Source organism: Glaciimonas sp. CA11.2 (assembly GCF_034314045.1).
Taxonomy (GTDB): domain Bacteria; phylum Pseudomonadota; class Gammaproteobacteria; order Burkholderiales; family Burkholderiaceae_D; genus Glaciimonas.
In genome coordinates this window covers 235,659-254,364 of sequence record NZ_JAVIWL010000001.1, presented here as the reverse complement: position 1 = coordinate 254,364, position 18,706 = coordinate 235,659, and the positions used below count along the sequence as shown (strand labels likewise).

The 18,706-nt window shown below is 49.9% G+C and carries 11 protein-coding genes and 1 pseudogene; 7 read left to right on the top strand and 5 right to left on the bottom strand.

Annotated features, from left to right (window positions below; genetic code table 11):
• The first annotated feature begins 129 nt into the window (after positions 1–129).
• Positions 130–1,434: a hemolysin family protein gene (locus RGU75_RS01065; RefSeq protein WP_322232416.1), complete on the top strand. Its 1,305-nt coding sequence runs from the start codon at positions 130–132 to the stop codon at positions 1,432–1,434.
• Positions 1,435–1,843: 409 nt separating this feature from the next.
• The gene (locus RGU75_RS01060) at positions 1,844–3,175 is read left to right on the top strand and encodes a dicarboxylate/amino acid:cation symporter (protein WP_322232415.1); all 1,332 of its coding nucleotides are present in this window, start codon (positions 1,844–1,846) and stop codon (positions 3,173–3,175) included.
• Between the two features lie 111 nt (positions 3,176–3,286).
• On the opposite strand, the gene RGU75_RS01055 is transcribed toward RGU75_RS01060, so the two are convergent.
• On the bottom strand, positions 3,287–4,999 hold the full coding sequence (locus RGU75_RS01055; RefSeq protein WP_322232414.1) for a peptide chain release factor 3: 1,713 nt from the start codon (positions 4,997–4,999) through the stop codon (positions 3,287–3,289).
• A 337-nt stretch (positions 5,000–5,336) separates the two neighbouring features.
• A complete protein-coding gene (locus RGU75_RS01050) occupies positions 5,337–6,260 on the bottom strand; it encodes a LysR family transcriptional regulator (RefSeq protein ID WP_322232413.1) in 924 nt (307 codons plus the stop codon).
• Positions 6,261–6,496: 236 nt separating this feature from the next.
• Between RGU75_RS01050 and RGU75_RS01045 the strand changes: the two are divergent.
• From RGU75_RS01045 to mmsB, 3 genes and pseudogenes are all read left to right on the top strand, one after another.
• A pseudogene (locus RGU75_RS01045) lies at positions 6,497–6,760 on the top strand (ABC transporter permease); the annotation flags it as partial.
• 128 nt (positions 6,761–6,888) lie between these two features.
• On the top strand, positions 6,889–8,397 hold the full coding sequence (locus RGU75_RS01040) for a CoA-acylating methylmalonate-semialdehyde dehydrogenase (RefSeq protein WP_322232412.1): 1,509 nt from the start codon (positions 6,889–6,891) through the stop codon (positions 8,395–8,397).
• A 178-nt stretch (positions 8,398–8,575) separates the two neighbouring features.
• Entirely contained in the window at positions 8,576–9,469 is an 894-nt protein-coding gene (gene mmsB, locus RGU75_RS01035; protein ID WP_322232411.1) for a 3-hydroxyisobutyrate dehydrogenase, read from the top strand.
• A gap of 264 nt (positions 9,470–9,733) precedes the next feature.
• On the opposite strand, the gene RGU75_RS01030 is transcribed toward mmsB, so the two are convergent.
• The 3 genes from RGU75_RS01030 to RGU75_RS01020 all read right to left on the bottom strand — a co-directional run bounded on the left by RGU75_RS01030 (position 9,734) and on the right by RGU75_RS01020 (position 12,693).
• Entirely contained in the window at positions 9,734–10,309 is a 576-nt protein-coding gene (locus RGU75_RS01030; protein WP_322232410.1) for an elongation factor P, read from the bottom strand.
• Between the two features lie 137 nt (positions 10,310–10,446).
• Positions 10,447–11,616, bottom strand: a complete 1,170-nt coding sequence (earP, locus tag RGU75_RS01025; protein WP_322232409.1) for an elongation factor P maturation arginine rhamnosyltransferase EarP — start codon at positions 11,614–11,616, stop codon at positions 10,447–10,449.
• Positions 11,617–11,772: 156 nt separating this feature from the next.
• Positions 11,773–12,693: a LysR family transcriptional regulator gene (locus RGU75_RS01020; protein ID WP_322232408.1), complete on the bottom strand. Its 921-nt coding sequence runs from the start codon at positions 12,691–12,693 to the stop codon at positions 11,773–11,775.
• A 167-nt stretch (positions 12,694–12,860) separates the two neighbouring features.
• On the opposite strand from RGU75_RS01020, the gene metE reads away from it, so the two are divergent.
• Positions 12,861–15,182 (top strand): 5-methyltetrahydropteroyltriglutamate--homocysteine S-methyltransferase, encoded by a 2,322-nt coding sequence (gene metE / locus RGU75_RS01015; protein WP_322232407.1) that lies wholly within the window; start codon positions 12,861–12,863, stop codon positions 15,180–15,182.
• Between the two features lie 693 nt (positions 15,183–15,875).
• Positions 15,876–18,692, top strand: a complete 2,817-nt coding sequence (locus tag RGU75_RS01010; RefSeq protein WP_322232406.1) for a type VI secretion system Vgr family protein — start codon at positions 15,876–15,878, stop codon at positions 18,690–18,692.
• Positions 18,693–18,706: the final 14 nt, after the last annotated feature.

Below are 18,706 nucleotides of genomic sequence, written 5' to 3'. Positions count from 1 at the left end.
GTTTCACCCTTTGTGCCCGTTAAATCGCTTGTTTTGCGGCTTATTTCTTGCATCCCATAAAAACGCATCACACCGCACTGTGTTCGTTCGCCTATACTTAGTGCTTGTTTATATTATGGAAGAGATGCATTGAATAACTTGTTATTAGTCATTGCCGCGCTATTTTTGGTTGCGCTCAATGGCTTTTTTGTTGCCGCCGAGTTTAGTTTAGTTAAATTGCGTCAAACGCGGATTCGGGCAATTGCCAAAACACACGGGACACGCGGACGCATTTTATCGACGGTGCACCGCCAGCTAGACGCTTATTTATCTGCTTGTCAGCTAGGCATTACATTGGCCTCGCTTGGTTTAGGTTGGATTGGTGAACCGGCTTTTGCCGGATTGTTGGAACCCGTTTTTGGCTGGATTGGCATTGCATCTCCCGAGATTATTCACGGCGCTTCCTTTATCTTCGCATTTTTTGTTATTTCATTCCTACATATCGTGGTCGGTGAACTTATGCCAAAGACCATGGCCATTCGTAATCCTGAAGTAGTGGGCATGTGGAGTGCGTTGCCACTATATGGTTTCTACTGGATGATGTACCCGGCAATCTGGTTGTTGAACGCCAGCGCCAACGGACTACTAAAATTATTTGGCTTAGCGCAAGGCCACGGCCATGATACGCAATACTCTGCCGATGAGTTGAAATTGATTTTACGGAGCAGCCGCTCCAGCGAAAGGTTCACGCCGGATGAGTGGAATGTGCTTGCGCAAACATTGGATTTCAGTGAACTCGAAGTATCGGATCTGATGCGGCCAATTAATGAGGTTGCGGCACTACATGCCAATTTAAGCCTCCACGAAAATTTGCAAATTATTTATCGCCATCGCTTTAGTCGTTATCCTTATTTTGACGATGATGGGGTGACCGTTCTTGGTGTTGTGCATATGAAGGATCTTTTCTTCGCGCAGCAAGAAGGGAAGTCGATAGAAAGCTTGAAAGAGTATTTGCGTCCGGTCCAGTATATTTCCTCTCGCATGTCTGCTTTGGCCTTATTTCGCCTCGTACGCAGTGGCGCGCCGCACTTTGCCATCATCGGCAAAAAAGGCTTGGTACCGCGTGGTTTTATTACACTTGATAACCTGTTGGGTGCATTGGTGGGTGAAATTCGCGACGAGTTCCGTCTTAACGACAATGATTGGACGCGTCTTGAGGATGGTACGTTGGTGGGTAAAGGTAGTTTGCCGATCTTCTCACTGGAGCGAATTTTGGGTGGCGATATCGAAGAGATCGACGACGTTGACTCGGTGGGCGGATTGATTATGGCCAAGTTGGGTAATCTGCCGCAAGAGGGTCAGAAAGTCGCGTTCGATGGTTTTGATATTGTCGTCAAAAAGATGAACGGGCCACGTATCGTGCTGGTGAAAGTATATCCGGCAACCGTGCAGTAATTTCAAACGCTAAAGGGCGAGGGACGAGAGCGCGCGTCCCTGCAGAAACTTTCTCGATGGCCAGCCAGCGCCACAGCCATCTAAATACTTCAATTTTCCTTTTTTAACGCTCTCCTGCTCGCTTTCATCGCGGCTAAGTGATTTCCACATATCTCTGCAAATAGCTTGAACGATACTGTCTGGTTCAGCTAAAGTTGCGGACTTCCTAATTTTTATGGCTTTTACTGTCACAAGCAACTTTGCTTGCTCGTGATTAACGAGTGCAGTACCAAAAATTGGAAAAGGGTATTAGGGAAGAATATTGTTGCGTGGCTGTCGTTGACTTATTGCCGATATGTGGTGCAGAGTTAACAAAGATTGCCGCAGGCAGAAAAAATCTAAGCACAATATGTGTAAATGGAGAGATAAAATGGCAAAAAAGCCGCTGTATAAATCACTGTACGTCCAGGTATTGACCGCCATCGTCATTGGTGTATTGGTGGGACACTTTTACCCGGAAACCGGGGCTTCAATGAAGCCGTTGGGCGACGGCTTTATCAAACTGATCAAGATGATCATCGCACCGGTTATTTTCTGTACCGTAGTGATTGGTATTGCCGGTATGGAAGACATGAAAAAAGTCGGCAAAACCGGCGGGATGGCTTTACTCTATTTTGAGATCATGAGCACGCTGGCCTTGGTCATCGGTTTGATTATGATCAATATTTTTCAGCCGGGTGCAGGGATGCATATTGACGTCACCGCGCTGGATACCAAAAGCCTCGCCGCCTACACAGCGCCTGGCAAAATGGAGTCCACCAGCGACTTTTTCTTCCACATTATTCCTAGCACTTTTGTCGATGCTTTTGCGCAAGGCAACATTTTGCAGGTGCTATTGATATCGGTACTTTTTGGTTTTGCACTGCATCGTTTTGGCGGTCGTGGCACGCTGATTTTTGATTTGATCGAAAAACTGTCACATGTCTTATTCGGCATTGTGGGCCTGATCATGAAAGTGGCTCCAATCGGTGCTTTTGGTGCGATGGCATTCACTATTGGTAAATACGGTATCGGTTCACTGTTGTCACTGGGAAAACTGATGGGGTTGTTTTACGCAACTTGTCTCATCTTTGTTTTCGTTGTACTTGGCACCGTTGCCAGATTGCATGGTTTTAGTATTTGGAAGTTTGTTAAATACATCAAGGAAGAGTTATTAATCGTCTTGGGCACATCATCATCAGAGACGGTGTTGCCGCGCTTGATGGCGAAGATGGAAAACCTTGGTGCCAAGCAATCGGTGGTTGGTCTGGTGATCCCAACAGGCTACTCTTTTAATTTGGACGGTACGTCGATTTACCTGACCATGGCAGCCATATTCATTGCGCAGGCGACGGACACACCGTTGACGATTTGGCATCAGATTACCTTGCTGCTGGTGTTGTTATTGACGTCTAAAGGTGCAGCTGGCGTGACGGGTAGTGGCTTCATTGTGCTGGCAGCAACATTGACCGCGGTTGGTCATGTGCCGGTCGCAGGATTAGCGCTGATCCTGGGAATCGACCGCTTTATGTCCGAAGCACGGGCTTTGACCAATACTGTCGGTAACGGTATTGCGACGATTGTGGTCGCAAAATGGTCGGGCGATTTGGATGAAGTACGGTTGCATCAACAATTGGATGGTAAGGTCGATCCGGAGCAGGAACTTGAGTACCAGAATGCTAAATTGGCCACTGCCGATAACAAAGGGGCTTACAAAGCTTGAGATGTCTAGACGTAAAACGGGATACGGCATTTGCCGTTATGTCTTGAGACAAATAAAAAAACGGTCCAATGGACCGTTTTTTTTACATCTGAATAAACCTTCACTTTCAGATCAGGATAGTTTCACCGCATGTTCGCGCGTTTCGTGGAATGTAATTTGCGGCCAACGCTCTTGCGCCAGACGCAGGTTAACGCCCGAACTCGCCAGATAAGCCAGATTGCCGGCGGCATCGTGAGCAAGGTAGTTTCCGGCAGATGATCTTTCAAAATCCGCCAACATCTTCTTATCGGCGCAGCTAATCCAGCGGGCGCTGCTAATGCTGGTGCCTTCAAACACGGCATCGACGCCGTATTCATTCATCAAGCGACTGGCAACCACTTCAAATTGCAGTACACCCACGCCGCCAAGCACCAGATCGCTGCTGGAAACCGGTTTGAAAACCTGAATCGCACCTTCTTCGCCTAGCTGTTGCAAACCTTTGTGCAGTTGCTTGATTTTCAGTGGATTACGAATCCGTACTGAGCGGAAAAAATCTGGCGCAAAGTAGGGGATTCCAGTGAACTGCAACAGTTCGCCTTCTGAGAAACTATCGCCAATCTGCATATTGCCGTGGTTCGGTAAGCCGATGATGTCGCCAGCGAATGCTTCTTCAACTTGTTCACGGCTCGACGCCATGAAGGTCACGACGTTCGAGACCTTGATTTCTCGATTAAGGCGCAGATGCTTGATTTTCATGCCACGTTCGAAGTGGCCAGAACAGACCCGCAGGAAGGCAATCCGGTCACGATGCGCCGGATCCATATTGGCCTGAATCTTAAATACGAAGCCGGAGAATGGTTTCTCTGTCGGTGCGACAGTGCGGATAGTGGCATCGCGTGCGCCGGGCGGCTGAGCCCAGTCGATCAATGCATTAAGAATTTCGCGGATACCGAAGTTGTTAATCGCAGAGCCGAAAAACACCGGCGTCTGAATACCCGCTAAAAACGCTTCTTTATCGAAAGGATGGGATGCGCCATGCACCAGTTCGACTTCCATCCGCAATTGTTCAATCTCACGCGGGAACATCTCATCGAGACGTGGATTGTCGATGCCTTTGATGACTTCGAAAGTCTGATCGGCTTTTTCACTCCCTGGCGCAAACAATAAGATTTCGTCCCGCAGCAGGTGATATACGCCGCGGAATGATTTACCCATACCAATTGGCCATGTCACCGGCGCGCACTGGATTTTTAATACTGTTTCCAGTTCATCGAGCAACTCTAGCGGATCGCGGGTTTCGCGATCCATCTTGTTCATCAATGTGATGATCGGTGTGTTGCGCATGCGGCAAACGTTGAGCAGCTTGATGGTTTGTGTTTCGACACCTTTGGCGGCATCGATCACCATCAATGCAGAGTCTACGGCAGTCAGCACGCGATAAGTATCTTCCGAGAAGTCCTGGTGACCGGGTGTGTCGAGTAAATTGACCACGTGGTCACGGTATTCGAATTGCATAACCGAGCTGGCGACAGAAATGCCGCGCTGCTTTTCAATTTCCATCCAGTCAGAGGTGGCGTGGCGTCCGCTCTTGCGGCCCTTAACGGTACCGGCTAACTGAATCGCGCCTGAAAACAGCAACAGTTTTTCGGTCAGCGTGGTTTTACCGGCATCAGGATGGGAAATAATACCAAAAGTGCGGCGGCGTCCAACTTCGCTGGCGATTTGTTCGAGCGAAACGTTATTTGCGGAAACTTCGGCAGAATCGCTGATTTGCTCGCTGGCGTGATCAATCCCCTGAGCGATGGCTTGATCGACTGACGGTTGCGCGGAAATGGGTTCTTGCATGATGCGTGCTTCAAACGACTACGGTCGCTTGCCTTGATAGATTTCAGAAAACGGGAAAATGCGCGTGGGCTGCTGCAGCGGATGCTGCAATTGGGCATTACCGGGAACTCGCGATTATAACGTATCGGGAGCCTGTCGGACTGACGAGAATCGGTGCACGTATGATCTGGGGTATCCTTATTTATCCCGGTGCTCCACCAATAACAGTATGCACGCCGCGAATACAAGGAGACATTACAATAATCGTCGACCTCGCTCAGCCTTACGTTTGCATCGGATTGGTTGGTACTTCAGGGCGGTAATACTGCAATATGCCTGGAAGATTTTTACCTTCTCGTCACTCTAACCAAACCATATCACGTGATTCACCCATCAGGTAGGCGCGGTTAGGTTCCATCACGTCGCGCAGATAGCTCCACAAAGCGGCGACGCGGGCTACATTGCGGGTTTCGGCCGCTGCGACCAGCCAAAACGTGCGCTGTATGTCGACTTGGCCGTCAAGTACCGGTACCAGATCATTGCTTTGCTGGGCCAGAAAACAAGGCAGGATCGCCAGGCCTTGGCCGCGGCATGCCGCCGTATATTGCGCGATTACGCTGGTACTGCGAAAAGCGCGAAATGCAGAGGGCGCGACGTTTTCTTTATAGCGTAACTCTTCCGAAAAAACCAAATCATCCACGTAGCCAATGAAAGGATGGCTTACCAGATCGTCTGTTGTGCGGATAGTGGGGTGGTTAGCCAGATATGCCGGAGTTGCGTATACCTTGAGCACGTAATCGGTGAGCTTGGTCATGACATAATTGCCACTTTGCGGCCGCTCAAGGGTGACGCCGATATCCGCCTCTCGTTTAGATAAATTAACAAAACGTGGCACCGGTAGCAAATCAACACTGATATGCGGGTGGCGGGCGCAAAAGTGCGCCAGATGCGGTGCCAGCACAAAAGTACCAAAACCTTCGGTGGCACCCAATCGGACTTGTCCCGACAGCAATCTATTGTGTCCACTCAACTCTTCTGCCGCCGCATACACCGTGCTTTCTACCTGCTCTGCGTATTCGATCAGGCGATGACCTTCGGCGGTCAAGGTATAGCCTTGATTATTGCGCTCAAATAGCTGGCTACCAACTTGTTCTTCAAAGCGCCGCATTCGTCGCGATACGGTCGAATGGTCTACACCCAGTTTTTTTGCTGCGTCAACCAAGCCCTGACTGCGTGTCAGCTCCAGAAATACGCGCAGGTTGTCCCAATCTAGTGCCGCCATCGTTGTATTTTCTTAAATATACTTGCTTTGCAAAAATGCAAAGCCATTGTGAATTATTTTCTATTGTCCCAATAATAATGCACAGGCAGAATGTGTCGACACAATATCGAAGGATTTATTCAAGATTGTCCCGGCCAGTCATACCGACGAAGACTTTATGAGAGTGTAAAGCTACGAAGTGTTGGGCTGCTTAAACATTTTGCGTAAATCTTATATCAATAAAATTAGGGGACAACCATTATCTCAAGGCAACAGCTGCTACAAAATCCCACGACGCGAATGTTGTTTCCAAAAAAATGCGTGAAATTCCGATCAATGATGCGGTGATGCGGAACGCCTCAATTCGCCCTGATGGCAGGGTGATTCACGATGTGTATTTGTATCAGGTCAAAACGCTAGCCGAGTCGAAAGGACCTTGGGACTATTTGAAGTTGTTATCGACTATTCCGGCAGATCCGGCATTTAAACCAATGGATGTCTCTTGCTCGCTGGTGAAATAAAGAAGTGAACGCAGCGTGATCCTGAGTTTAATTAGCATTCTCGCTTTCGTTATTAAGTTTATCTCTCGATTTAATGTGAATTATTTCTGCACGCCTAATTTTTATTATTTATTTGAAGGAAGTTAATCATGTCTGAAACAAATATCCCTAACGTGCCGCTGTACATCAACGGCAAAGCAGTTCAGTCCACCAGCACAGAGTGGCGTGATGTCGTCAATCCGGCCACGCAAGAAGTCGTCGCCCGTGTTCCGTTTGCGACCAAAGCCGAAGTCGATGAGGCGGTTGCTACCGCCAAACAAGCCTTCCGCACTTGGCGCAATACGTCGCTTAGTCAGCGTATGCGCATCATGTTGAAGTTTCAGCAGCTATTGCGTGAAAACATTGCACCGCTCGCTGAATTAATTACGCGTGAACATGGGAAAACTTTACCAGACGCAGAGGGCGAAATCATGCGCGGCCTGGAAGTGGTCGAGCACGCTTGCTCCATTACTTCGTTGCAACTCGGCGAATTGGCAGAAAATGCGGCGACAGGCGTCGATGTTTATACAATCCATCAACCAATTGGGGTCGGTGCAGGAATCACGGCATTTAACTTTCCAGTTATGTTGCCGTGTTTTATGTTTCCGGTCGCAGTTGCGTGTGGCAATACTTTCGTATTGAAACCCTCCGAGCAAGATCCATCTTCCTCGCTGTTTTTAGTTGAATTGGCGCAAAAAGCCGGTCTGCCACCGGGTGTATTGAACGTCGTCCATGGCGGTCCTGATGTCGCTAATATGTTGTGCGATCACCCTGATATTAAAGCGGTGTCGTTCATCGGCTCCACCAATGTCGGTACCCATATTTATCGCCGCGCCAGCGAGTCCGGCAAGCGTGCGCAATGCATGATGGGTGCGAAGAATCATTGCATCGTGCTGCCGGATGCGAATAAAGATCAAGCGATCAATAATTTGCTGGGCGCTGCGTTTGGTGCTGCTGGTCAACGTTGCATGGCGAATTCGGTGGTTCTTTTGGTTGGTAAGGCAAGAGATTGGTTGCCGGAGATTGTGGCACGCTCCCGCACCTTGAAAATCGGTCCGGGCAGTGACCGGACTGCTGATCTCGGACCGATGGTGTCAAAAGCGGCCAAGGCACGCACAGAACGTTTGTTAGGGACCGGCGTAGAGCAAGGCGCAAATCTGTTGTTGGATGGTCGTAATTGCCAAGTCGCTAATTACCCGGATGGCAATTTCGTCGGCCCGACTATATTCTCCGGCGTAAAAGCCGACATGGATATTTACACGCAAGAGATTTTTGGGCCTGCGATGTGCGTAGTCGAAATGGAGACATTGGACGATGCGATTGCGTTTATCAATGCCAATCCTAATGGCAACGGCACTTCAATCTTTACGTCTTCGGGTTGGTCGGCGCGCAAATTCCAAAATGAAATTGATGTTGGTCAGATCGGTATCAACGTCCCGATTCCGGTGCCTGTGGCGTACTTTAGCTTCACTGGATCACGTGCTTCCAAGCTTGGGGATTTGGGGCCAAACGGCAAACAAGCCGTTCAGTTTTGGACCCAGACAAAGACGGTGACGGCACGCTGGTTTGCACCCGACGATGATGGTGGTCAGATCAATACCACGATCTCAATGAAATAAGCTTGCACGCACATCATTAGCGAAGGCAGCGTGCTGTCTCCTGATCGACCATTTGGATTCTTCTGGTCGACAGGTTTTGATCAGCCGTTTGCCAGAGCAATATCGCGGGCTAAATACGACGCTAAAGTTATTTAGGTGTTCTGCTAAATGTAGAGTTCAGTAGTTAAGGAGATGGAATATGAATAGCGATGTAGTCTTTATCGGTCTTGGCAATATGGGTTTGCCAATGGCGCTGAATTTGGTGCGTGCCGGGATGCGTGTTAGCGGCCATGATTTGGTACCCACCAGTGTTGAAAAATTTATCGCCGGTGGTGGCAACAACAATCCGGATTTGGTTTCTGCAATCAAGGTCGCCAAGACGATTATTACCATGCTGCCGGCCAGTCGCCATGTTGAATCTGCGTACTTTGGCGATAATGGTATTTTGGCGCAGGCAAAGCCTGGGACGCTGCTCATTGACTGCTCGACTATTGCGCCGGATAGCGCTCGCAAGGTAGCCGCGGCCGCGAGCGAAAAGGGCTTCACAATGGTCGATGCGCCAGTATCTGGGGGCACGGGCGGGGCGGTTGCGGGGACGTTGACGTTTATGGTCGGCGGCTCTGAGGACGGATTTAACGTCGCCAAACCAATGTTTGAGATCATGGGAAAAGCCATCTTTCATGCTGGCGAAAGCGGGGCTGGTCAGACCGTTAAGATGTGCAACAACATGCTGCTGGGGATATTGATGATCGGCACCTCCGAAGCGATACGTTTGGGTATGGCGAACGGTATGGACCCCAACGTATTATCGGAAGTCATGTCAAAAAGTTCGGGCCGTAATTGGGCGCTCGAGGTATACAATCCCTGTCCGGGCGTGATGGAAAATGCCCCCGCATCTAAAGAATATAGTGGTGGTTTCGGTGTCGATCTGATGTTGAAGGATTTGGGCCTCGCGACCGAAAATGCATTGTCAACCAGCAGCAGCATTCCACTGGGATCGTTAGCGCGAAATCTTTACGACATTCACAGCAAGAGCGGAGCGGGCGGTTTAGATTTTTCGAGCATTTTCAATATGTTTGCCAAGGCGCAATAAGGACAGGGTTCGCCCAATCCGATCGCGCGCTTGCATTCTTTTGTGATGGGTGATGGCGATAAGGATGCAGGCCGATCGCTTGTAAAGCGATATCGATTTACTCGCGTTGATCATATTGGACCACGCATAGTGCTGACAAAAAAATGCCCCGACAGTCGTTGAGACTTCGGGGCATTTTATCTACGTTAATACCGCTTTTTAACAGCCTTACTAAAGACTCTTGGATGGCTAAGCGGTATTTGCATTAATTGACAGTAGCTGACATTAGTTACGAACAACTTTTTTGTATTCGTTAGTGCGCGTATCGATTTCGATCATGTCTTCCTGGCTCACGAACAGTGGCACTTGAACGGTGTGACGATGCGCTTCGACAGCATTTTCAATCTTGGCTTCTTTCAGGACGTTGCCCGAAGTATTGCCTTTAATTGCTGGCTCTGAGTACACAACTTGACGCACGATTGTGGTTGGCAGTTCGACTGAAATTGCTTTGCCATCGTAAAACACAGCTTCGCATTCCATGCCGTCTTTTAGGTAGTGCAAAGCATCGCCCAAGTTCTCGCCTTCAATTTCATATTGCTCATAGTCAGCGTCCATGAATACATACAAAGGATCGGCGAAATATGAATACGTCACTGCTTTTTTATCGAGCACAACGACATCAAACTTATCGTCGCCGCGCATGACGTTTTCTTGTGGGCTATTTGTCAAAAGATTCTTCATCTTCCACTTATAGGTAAAGCCCGTACGGCTCGAACCGTTGACATCAGAGCGCAAAATGATCATTGGCTTACTGTCAACCATAATGATGTTGCCAACGCGAATTTCTTTTGCAGGTTTCATAGCGAATAGTCGTAAAAAAGGTGGTTACTGAAGAATCATCTGTAGATCACTGGCAAAGAGCCGCGTGCCCACGTTTGATTGAATGTTGAAATGCGTTAAAAATTAGCCCTACATTTTAACCTAATTTCCAGCCTCTATTACCGAACTGTTTCGGCAAACTTGAGTAAATTAGAGGTGAAGTCACCATTTTTCATCATTTGAGACTCCCAATCCATAGACAACATGGCAATTTTTTCCAGGTCCGCTGCGAATAGAAGCCAACTCTCGGGCAAATGCGACGTCCAGTTACGGTTGTCATTGGTGGCACCGTTCCAGCCCAGACAGAAAGCTGTTGAAATCTCCGTTTCGGCTGTATGGCATTGCAGAAATGCCTTCAATTTAACGTGGTGTAAATCTTTGTCTTGTGGATAGATTTGCCAGATAAACGGTTTTCCCGCCCATTGGGCACGGACGAATGAGTCCTCGCCGCGCACAAAATTCAGATCACAGGCCCATAACAGTTTGTCGTAATCTGGTTGCGGCATGAAGGGCAGCACCCGCACGGTTAAACCGGCGCGGGTCGTAGTGGCACCCGCAATTGCATCCCGTCCAAGAAATGCCTGCACGGCATCCACCGCGACGCCTTCTGGTATCAGGCAAGTAACCGCAGTATTACCATTTTTCCAGCTATCAAACAACGCCGAAACGGGGGCATTCGGATAGCAGAATAGCGAGACTTTGAGAGGTGCCATCTCCGCCGGTGTTACGCCAAATCGGGCAAGAAAAGCCGACATTGCGGCAGGATCATGTTGAAAGGCATGGCGTTGTTGTTGTAGTTCTGACTCGCGCAGTAAACCGCCAGTTTTATCCGTAAATCCAGGAAAGAAAAAATACTTGGTCAATGATTGCGATGGCAGCGACGATAGCTTATGACAGCCTTCTACCCAGGTTTCTGCGCTGAGACCTTCCAGATTAAGCCAGACAGGTTTAGGCGAACGCTGCGCCATCGCTACAATGTAGGTCGGCGGTATGTCACAGGCAAAAAATTCAATGACTATATCGGCAACATCTTCCGACGTAAACGGCGCACTTTGATCGCGCCAATGGCGCACCGTTACGTTCGCAATCTGCTGCGTCTCTCTTTCCACACTGACCTCAGGACAAATCTGCTGAAAACTCCGCAAGTCATCCACCCATAAAGTGACGGCGATGTCATGCTCGCGCTCTAACTGCCTGGCCAAACGCCAGCAAATACCGATGTCGCCAAAGTTATCAACGACTTTACAGAACAGTGCCAGCGATGTTGGTTGTGTTTTTATTTGATGCATTTTTAATGATTTACGATATAGATTAATTGATTTTTTTCGCTGAACGGTTTTCACTGCGAGGCGAACGATCTTGGGAGCAGATAGCAAGTTGCTACAAGCAGGGCAAAAGTAATCGGGAATAGCCGCACAGCCGCCACCGCGGCATATTCTCAATCGTCATAACAGCTCGACATTTAGCAAATTCAAATAACAACTTTCGCGTGTCGTGTTAACAAAGTCCGCCAAATAAGGCTTTTCCGACGCTTCCGGCAGACAAGCGGCATAGAGTTTGCCAATCAACCCCGCGGGTGTAATGCGTTTGGATAAAACATAGTCGCGGTTCAAATAATTTTGTGCCGCCCAGATCGGCAGGGTAGCGATTCCACGTCGACTTGCCACTAGTTGCAGCATGGCGACGGTCAGTTCAGTCGTGCGGCGAGCCGTATTAATACCAGCAGGTTTAAGGACCTGGCGCACCACGTCGAGCATGTCGTCGGGAACCGGATAGGTGATCAAGGTATCACTGGCAAAATCTTCCGCCACCAGAAAATCGTGTGCGGCCAACGGATGATCGTGCGCCACCAGCGCCACGATTTCAAAACTGAATAACGGATGATAATCGACTTTCTCGTCCAGATCGATTTCTGCCACGATAGCGACATCAGCTTTATGTTCGTACAACAAACCGACCGGATCAGCCTGAAAGCCAGATACGATATCCAGTTCGACCTCGGGCCAACGCTTGCGAAAAATATCCATCGCCGGCATCAGCCAGTCAAAACAGGTGTGACACTCAACCGCTATCCGTAATTGTCCAGCGACACCTTGTGCCATCCGGACCAGATCGCGCTCGCTTTCGGCGACCTGCGGCAATACCGTATCCGCTAGTTTTAGTAGTCTTTCGCCCGCTGGCGTAAATCGGACTGGAATCGATTTACGCTCGAACAAACTGGTGCCGTGGTGATCTTCAAGTTGCTTAATCTGATGAGATAACGCGGATTGGGTGACATTCAGCAGCGTAGCAGCGCGCAGCAGATTGCCAGCCTCTCGCAAGGCGTTCAGGGTCTTTAAATGACGTAGTTCCAGAATAGATTGCATTGACGAAGTGTCCTCGTGATCTGTGTAGCTTTGGCAGTCTTGATTTTGACTATGAATAAAATTCAAGTTGATTCTTAATATTTGTCGTTTGAATCATACGGCAAGTTACCTCAAACTACCAGCCATCGCATTCCAGCGCACCCACGCATCGTTTTTAAGGAAATATAATGGCACTAGCACACGTTTTGGGATTTCCCCGTATTGGCGCTCAACGTGAGTTGAAATTTGCACAGGAATCGTTCTGGCAAGGAACGACCGACGAGACTGCGTTGCGTGAGACCGGGGCAACACTACGCGCCCGTCATTGGAGGTCGCAAGCCGATGCCGGGCTGGATTTCGTCACCGTCGGAGATTTCGCATGGTACGACCAGGTCTTGGGTACTTTGGCATTGCTGGGTGCGATTCCCAAGCGCTTCGGGTTTGATCCAAAGCAATTGAAATTGGCCGAATATTTTACTTTGGCAAGAGGCGACAAGCAGCATTTTGCAATGGAGATGACCAAATGGTTCGATACCAACTATCACTATCTCGTGCCAGAGTGGAGTGCCGATAGCCAGTTTGACGGTGGCGTTAACTGGTTATTTGATGAGATTGCTGAAGCGCAAGCGCTCGGTTACCGCGTCAAAGTCGCGTTAGTCGGACCGCTGACGCTTTTGCATGTGGGGAAGGTGAAGTCTGACCGCAAGGTTGATGCTGAGCGCGATAATAAGCTGGACTTGTTACCCAGCGTCCTCGCCGGCTATAAAAAATTGCTCAGTCGGTTGCAGGTATCCGGCGTGGAAGTCGTTCAGATTGACGAGCCGATTCTGGCGTTGGAACTCGATAGCACCTGGATTCAGGCTTTCTCTCCGGCATACGCGGCGCTGGAACCGGATGCGCCACCATTATTGTTGACCACCTATTTCGGTGAAGTGCAAGAGCATGCCGCACTGCTGCGCGAGTTGCCCGTAATGGGCGTCCATCTCGATTTGGTACGTGGCGCTGGCCAACTTGATGCCATTACCCACGATTGGCCGGACGACAAAGTATTGTCACTCGGTGTGGTCGATGGGCGCAATCTATGGCGCTGCGATCTCGATAGCGTATTGACCACACTCAAACCGTTGCAGGCGCAATTGGGCGACCGATTATGGATTGGCTCTAGTTGTTCGTTATTGCACGTTCCCGTTGATCTCAAATGTGAAGATAAACTCGACGTTGAGTTGAAAAGCTGGCTCTCATTTGCGACACAAAAACTATCAGAGATCGTCGCTCTAAAACTGGCCTTGAATACCGATAAGCTTTCAAACTGCACACGCGAAGTCGATGCGCAATTTGTTGCATCAAGGACGGCATTGGCAAGCCGACGGCACTCAACGCGGATTCACAATCCACTCGTGCAGAAGCGTCTGGCAGCACTAACGGAAGGCGATGCGCACCGGACCAGCGCATTTAAAACACGTATCGATAAGCAGCAAGAAAAGTGGAAGCTTCCGCTATTTCCTACAACGACGATTGGCTCTTTTCCTCAAACGCAAGAGATACGCAAGTCGCGCGCGGCGTACAAGCGCGGCGATATTGGTCATCTGGATTACCTTGATCAAATGCGCGATGAAATTCGCCTGGTGGTACAAAAGCAAGAGGAGCTTGGTCTTGATGTGTTGGTACACGGCGAACCCGAACGCAATGACATGGTGGAGTATTTCGGTGAACAGTTGTGGGGTTACGCATTCACGGCCAACGGTTGGGTGCAAAGTTATGGTTCGCGCTGTGTCAAACCACCGGTCATTTACGGTGACGTGTATCGTCCAGAAGCGATGACTGTGGGATGGAGCCAGTTTGCTCAAACACTCACCGACAAGCCTATGAAAGGGATGCTAACCGGCCCCGTGACGATGTTGCAATGGTCGTTTGTACGCGATGATCAACCGCGCGAAACCACCGCGCTACAGATTGCCTTAGCGCTCCGTGACGAAGTGCACGATCTGGAAAAATCCGGTATCGGCATGATTCAGATTGACGAACCAGCGTTCCGCGAAGGCTTACCGCTCAAAGCAACTGAGTGGAAGCATTATCTTGATTGGGCTGTGCGCGCATTTAAGATCAGCGCCGCTGGCGTATCCGACGAAACGCAAATTCATACACACATGTGCTATTCGGAATTCAACGATATCTTGCCGTGGATCGCCGCCATGGATGCGGACGTCATTACAATAGAAACCTCTCGTTCTGATATGGAATTGCTGGATGGATTCGGTGAATTTTCCTATCCAAATGATATCGGTCCCGGCGTCTACGACATCCACTCCCCGCGGGTGGCGCAAGTCTACGAAATGGAACGTTTGCTACGCAAAGCCCGCGGTGTGATTCCTGATCAGCGGCTATGGGTTAATCCTGATTGCGGTTTAAAAACGCGTGGATGGCCGGAGACTTATGCCGCGCTGGAAAACATGGTCACGGCAGCAAGGCGGTTGCGGGCCGAGGTGGAAGCCGAGCGCAAGGCTGCTTAGATTTGATGATTCGGAAAGAATAGAGATAAATCTATGTCTGAAGTTATTTTATGACTAGCGTCTATTTGAAATTTCGTTTTGTGAATGTGCATTACATGGGTTTTTTATGCACAAAAGTGTACAGTAAAGGCGCAGTAAGTCACTGCGAATAATTGCAAAAATCGGAGGTAGCTTTAGTCGCTCGGATAAGCTCTGCTACAACGAGTATTTTTGTGAACAATTGAAGTATTTAAATATCAATAGTTACAGGCTATCGTGGCGACTTATACCACGTTAGTCTGGTAAGGCCTCATCCCCATGCCACCCATTCCATATAAAAAATCAGGCACTATTGAATTTTGGCGCCCTGAACGAACTGCATTAATACAGTGGTTTTTGAGATGCATTTTTAATGTCTCCGGATGTGGAGACGTAAAAATTATGCGACATAGTATTTCAATAAATTACACCAGATTAGTCGGGCAGGATGGCGTTGATTAGTATCGGCATAGAGATGATAAGATTGTCCCTGAAATAGATAATCGCGGATTATTCTTAATTTTGAAAATGGCATACATTTTCAGAAAGTTCTTAGCACTATTGATGATCATTACCGCTTAATATTGCCATAGAGTTTTTCACCTCCACGATTGCAAGATGCGATAAAGATTGCATTAAATCGTCCTCACGTTCGTAGCGGAAGGTCTTCCCCCAATGTCCAGCAGTCGCACTCTCAGCGCATCTAGCAGCGCTATTCCAACACGCCTGAATCAACCTGCGCTGGTGCCGATTAGTCTCTCTGGCACGGAAGGCATGAACGCATTATTCGATTACACCGTCGTGCTGATGACACCCGAATCCTTGATCCATCTGAGTGAAGATATCGGCAATGTCAATCTTGACGATTTCATTGGTCGCGAGTTAACCATCATGATTGCATTGGATGGCAGCGGTGGATTTATCGACAGCGCATTTGCTGACAATCTGCTTGGCAACATCGGTGCTGGGACGCGTGAAATCTCCGGCTTGATTACCGCCGCCAGCATGCTGCGCCAGGAAGGACGTCACGCGCTGTACGAAGTCACCTTGCGCCCATGGTTGCATCTGGCGACACTGACCACCGACTGCAAGATATTTCAGGATCAAAGCGTGATCGAGATCATCGATCTGCTGTTTGCCGACTACGCCTTTCCAGTCGACAAGCGTCTCATTGAGACTTATCCCAAACGCGACTATCAGACCCAATACAACGAAAGCGACTTTACGTTCTTTAGTCGATTGTGCGAAGAATGGGGAATCAACTATTTCTTCGAGCATGATAATGGCGTCCATCGACTGGTCTTAATCGACAGCATCGGCGCGCATAAGAATTCGCCCAGCAGCGCCTATCACGTGGTGCAGTTTCATACGGAAGGCAAACATATCGATGAAGAGTGTATTCATGCCTTTTCACCCGTACATCAACTTACCTCCGGCCAGTACACCACGCGGGATTATGACTACACGCGCCCCAAGGCCAATCTCACCGCCAACCGCTACGATCCCCGCCCCACTGCGCACAGTGAGCAAGCGGTCTATGAATGGCATGCCGACGCGCATTATAGCCAGCCGAAGGCGGGTTCCGGTTCAGCAAGCACCAACCCGGAAAGCCAGAATGATCCGTTTGCCGAAGGCGATTTCATCGCCCGTTTGCGCATGCAAGCCTTACACAGCGCCGGCCAACGAGCGCAAGGCCAAGGCCATCTACGCGGCATGGTGCCCGGTTGCATCTTTACGCTAACGCGTCATCCGCAGACCGCCGCCAATGCCGAGTATGTGATCCTATCGACCACACTGAGGATCGACGAAGCCGCGCAAGAAACGCAGGCGTCCGACAATGCGCATCGGCAACGTTATCGCGTCCACGTCGACTTTACGGTGCAACCGGCCAGCGAGAACGTGCGACCGCAACGGTCTACACCCAAACCGTTGACCCACGGTCCCGCCACCGCCATCGTGGTCGGTCCGCAGGGACAAAACATCTGGACCGATACCCTCGGGCGCATCAAGCTCCAGTTTCCATGGGACCGCCTCGGCCAACACAATCATCAGAGCAGTTGCTGGGTCCGCGTCGTCGCACCGTGGGCTGGCAATCAACTCGGCGGCATGCATATTCCGCGCATCGGTCAGGAAGTCATCGTCGACTTTCTCGGTGGTGATCCCGACTTGCCGCTATGTACCGGACGGGTGTACAACCAACTCAATACGCCACCGTGGGCATTGCCGAGTCAAAGCGCGTTATCGGGCTTTCGCTCACGCGAACTGACACCTGACGGTGGCAATGCCGCCAGCGGACGCAGCAACCATCTGGTCATGGATGACACCGCTGGCAAAATCCAGAGCCAGCTCAAAAGCGATCATCAGCATAGCCAATTAAGTTTAGGCCACATTACGCGCATCGAAGACCATACCGGTCGCCAGGAAGCACGCGGGCAAGGATTTGAATTGCGCACCGACGGACATGGCGCAATCCGCGCTAAAAACGGTCTGCTGATCAGCACCGAAAGTCGCCCCAATGCCAGTCGTCACATCACCGATCTGGGCGAGACGGCACAGCGCCTGATCGATGCGCACGGCCAACAGAAAAGCCTCGGTGAACTGGCGCAGCAACATGGTGCGCTTGAAGCCGATGAGCACAAAGCGGTCACCACTTCACTCACCGATCAGAACGATGCGATTCAAGGGACCGTTGGCGAGGCCAAAGACGGCAGCTTTCCCGAATTAACCGCACCGCATCTGATACTCGCCAGTCCAGCGGGGATCGCTACCACGACGCCGCAATCGACCCACATTGCCAGCGGTGAACATGTTGCGATCACCAGCGGACAGGATATAAGTTTGTCGGTCGGACAGCGGCTCATCGCGAATGTGAAAAATGGCATCCGGCTATTCACCAGCAAAGGCGGTATTAAGGCCACGTCAGCCGATGGGAATATCGACATTCAGGCGCTTAAACACAGCGTTAATTTACTCGCCAAACTAAATATTACCCTCACCGCGAATCGGATCGCTATTAACGCCAAAGAGGAGGTCGTAATCAATGGCGGTGGCAGTTATACCAAATGGAGCGCCAACGGAATTGAAAGTGGGACGAACGGCGGTTGGGTCGCACATGCCGCCAGTCACGCAAATATGGGCGCAAAGAACGTGACGATACCCATATTGCCAGAGCCGGTAATGGTGAAAGAGCAAATGGTCTTTGATCTTCACACTGTAGCTGGCCTAAAGCTGCTTGCGCCAGAACCTTATGCCCTCTATCGCGATGGCGCCTTGCTCAATCAAGGCGTCACTGATGCATGGGGACGAATCGTGATTGACAACCATACCAAGACTAGTCGCTACGAGGTGGAATGGGCAGACGGTAATCGTTTCACCTTGCCCGTAAGCGCACAGCCGGGCGAAGCACAACACCAGCTGTCGCGAAAAGGCTTGCGCCAATTGGGCAAAACAGATGATGGCCGGGATTCGCAAGTCCGTAATAGCAAGAACTAATAGCAACAGCTAAA

Bases quoted from the DNA above. Each gene is read 5' to 3' on its own strand.
- RGU75_RS01060 (WP_322232415.1), top strand. From the start codon at position 1,844: ATGGCAAAAAAGCCGCTGTATAAATCACTGTACGTCCAGGTATTGACC.
- RGU75_RS01055 (WP_322232414.1), bottom strand. From the start codon at position 4,999: ATGCAAGAACCCATTTCCGCGCAACCGTCAGTCGATCAAGCCATCGCT.
- RGU75_RS01050 (WP_322232413.1), bottom strand. From the start codon at position 6,260: ATGGCGGCACTAGATTGGGACAACCTGCGCGTATTTCTGGAGCTGACA.
- RGU75_RS01040 (WP_322232412.1), top strand. From the start codon at position 6,889: ATGTCTGAAACAAATATCCCTAACGTGCCGCTGTACATCAACGGCAAA.
- mmsB (WP_322232411.1), top strand. From the start codon at position 8,576: ATGAATAGCGATGTAGTCTTTATCGGTCTTGGCAATATGGGTTTGCCA.
- RGU75_RS01030 (WP_322232410.1), bottom strand. From the start codon at position 10,309: ATGAAACCTGCAAAAGAAATTCGCGTTGGCAACATCATTATGGTTGAC.
- earP (WP_322232409.1), bottom strand. From the start codon at position 11,616: ATGCATCAAATAAAAACACAACCAACATCGCTGGCACTGTTCTGTAAA.
- RGU75_RS01020 (WP_322232408.1), bottom strand. From the start codon at position 12,693: ATGCAATCTATTCTGGAACTACGTCATTTAAAGACCCTGAACGCCTTG.
- metE (WP_322232407.1), top strand. From the start codon at position 12,861: ATGGCACTAGCACACGTTTTGGGATTTCCCCGTATTGGCGCTCAACGT.
- RGU75_RS01010 (WP_322232406.1), top strand. From the start codon at position 15,876: ATGTCCAGCAGTCGCACTCTCAGCGCATCTAGCAGCGCTATTCCAACA.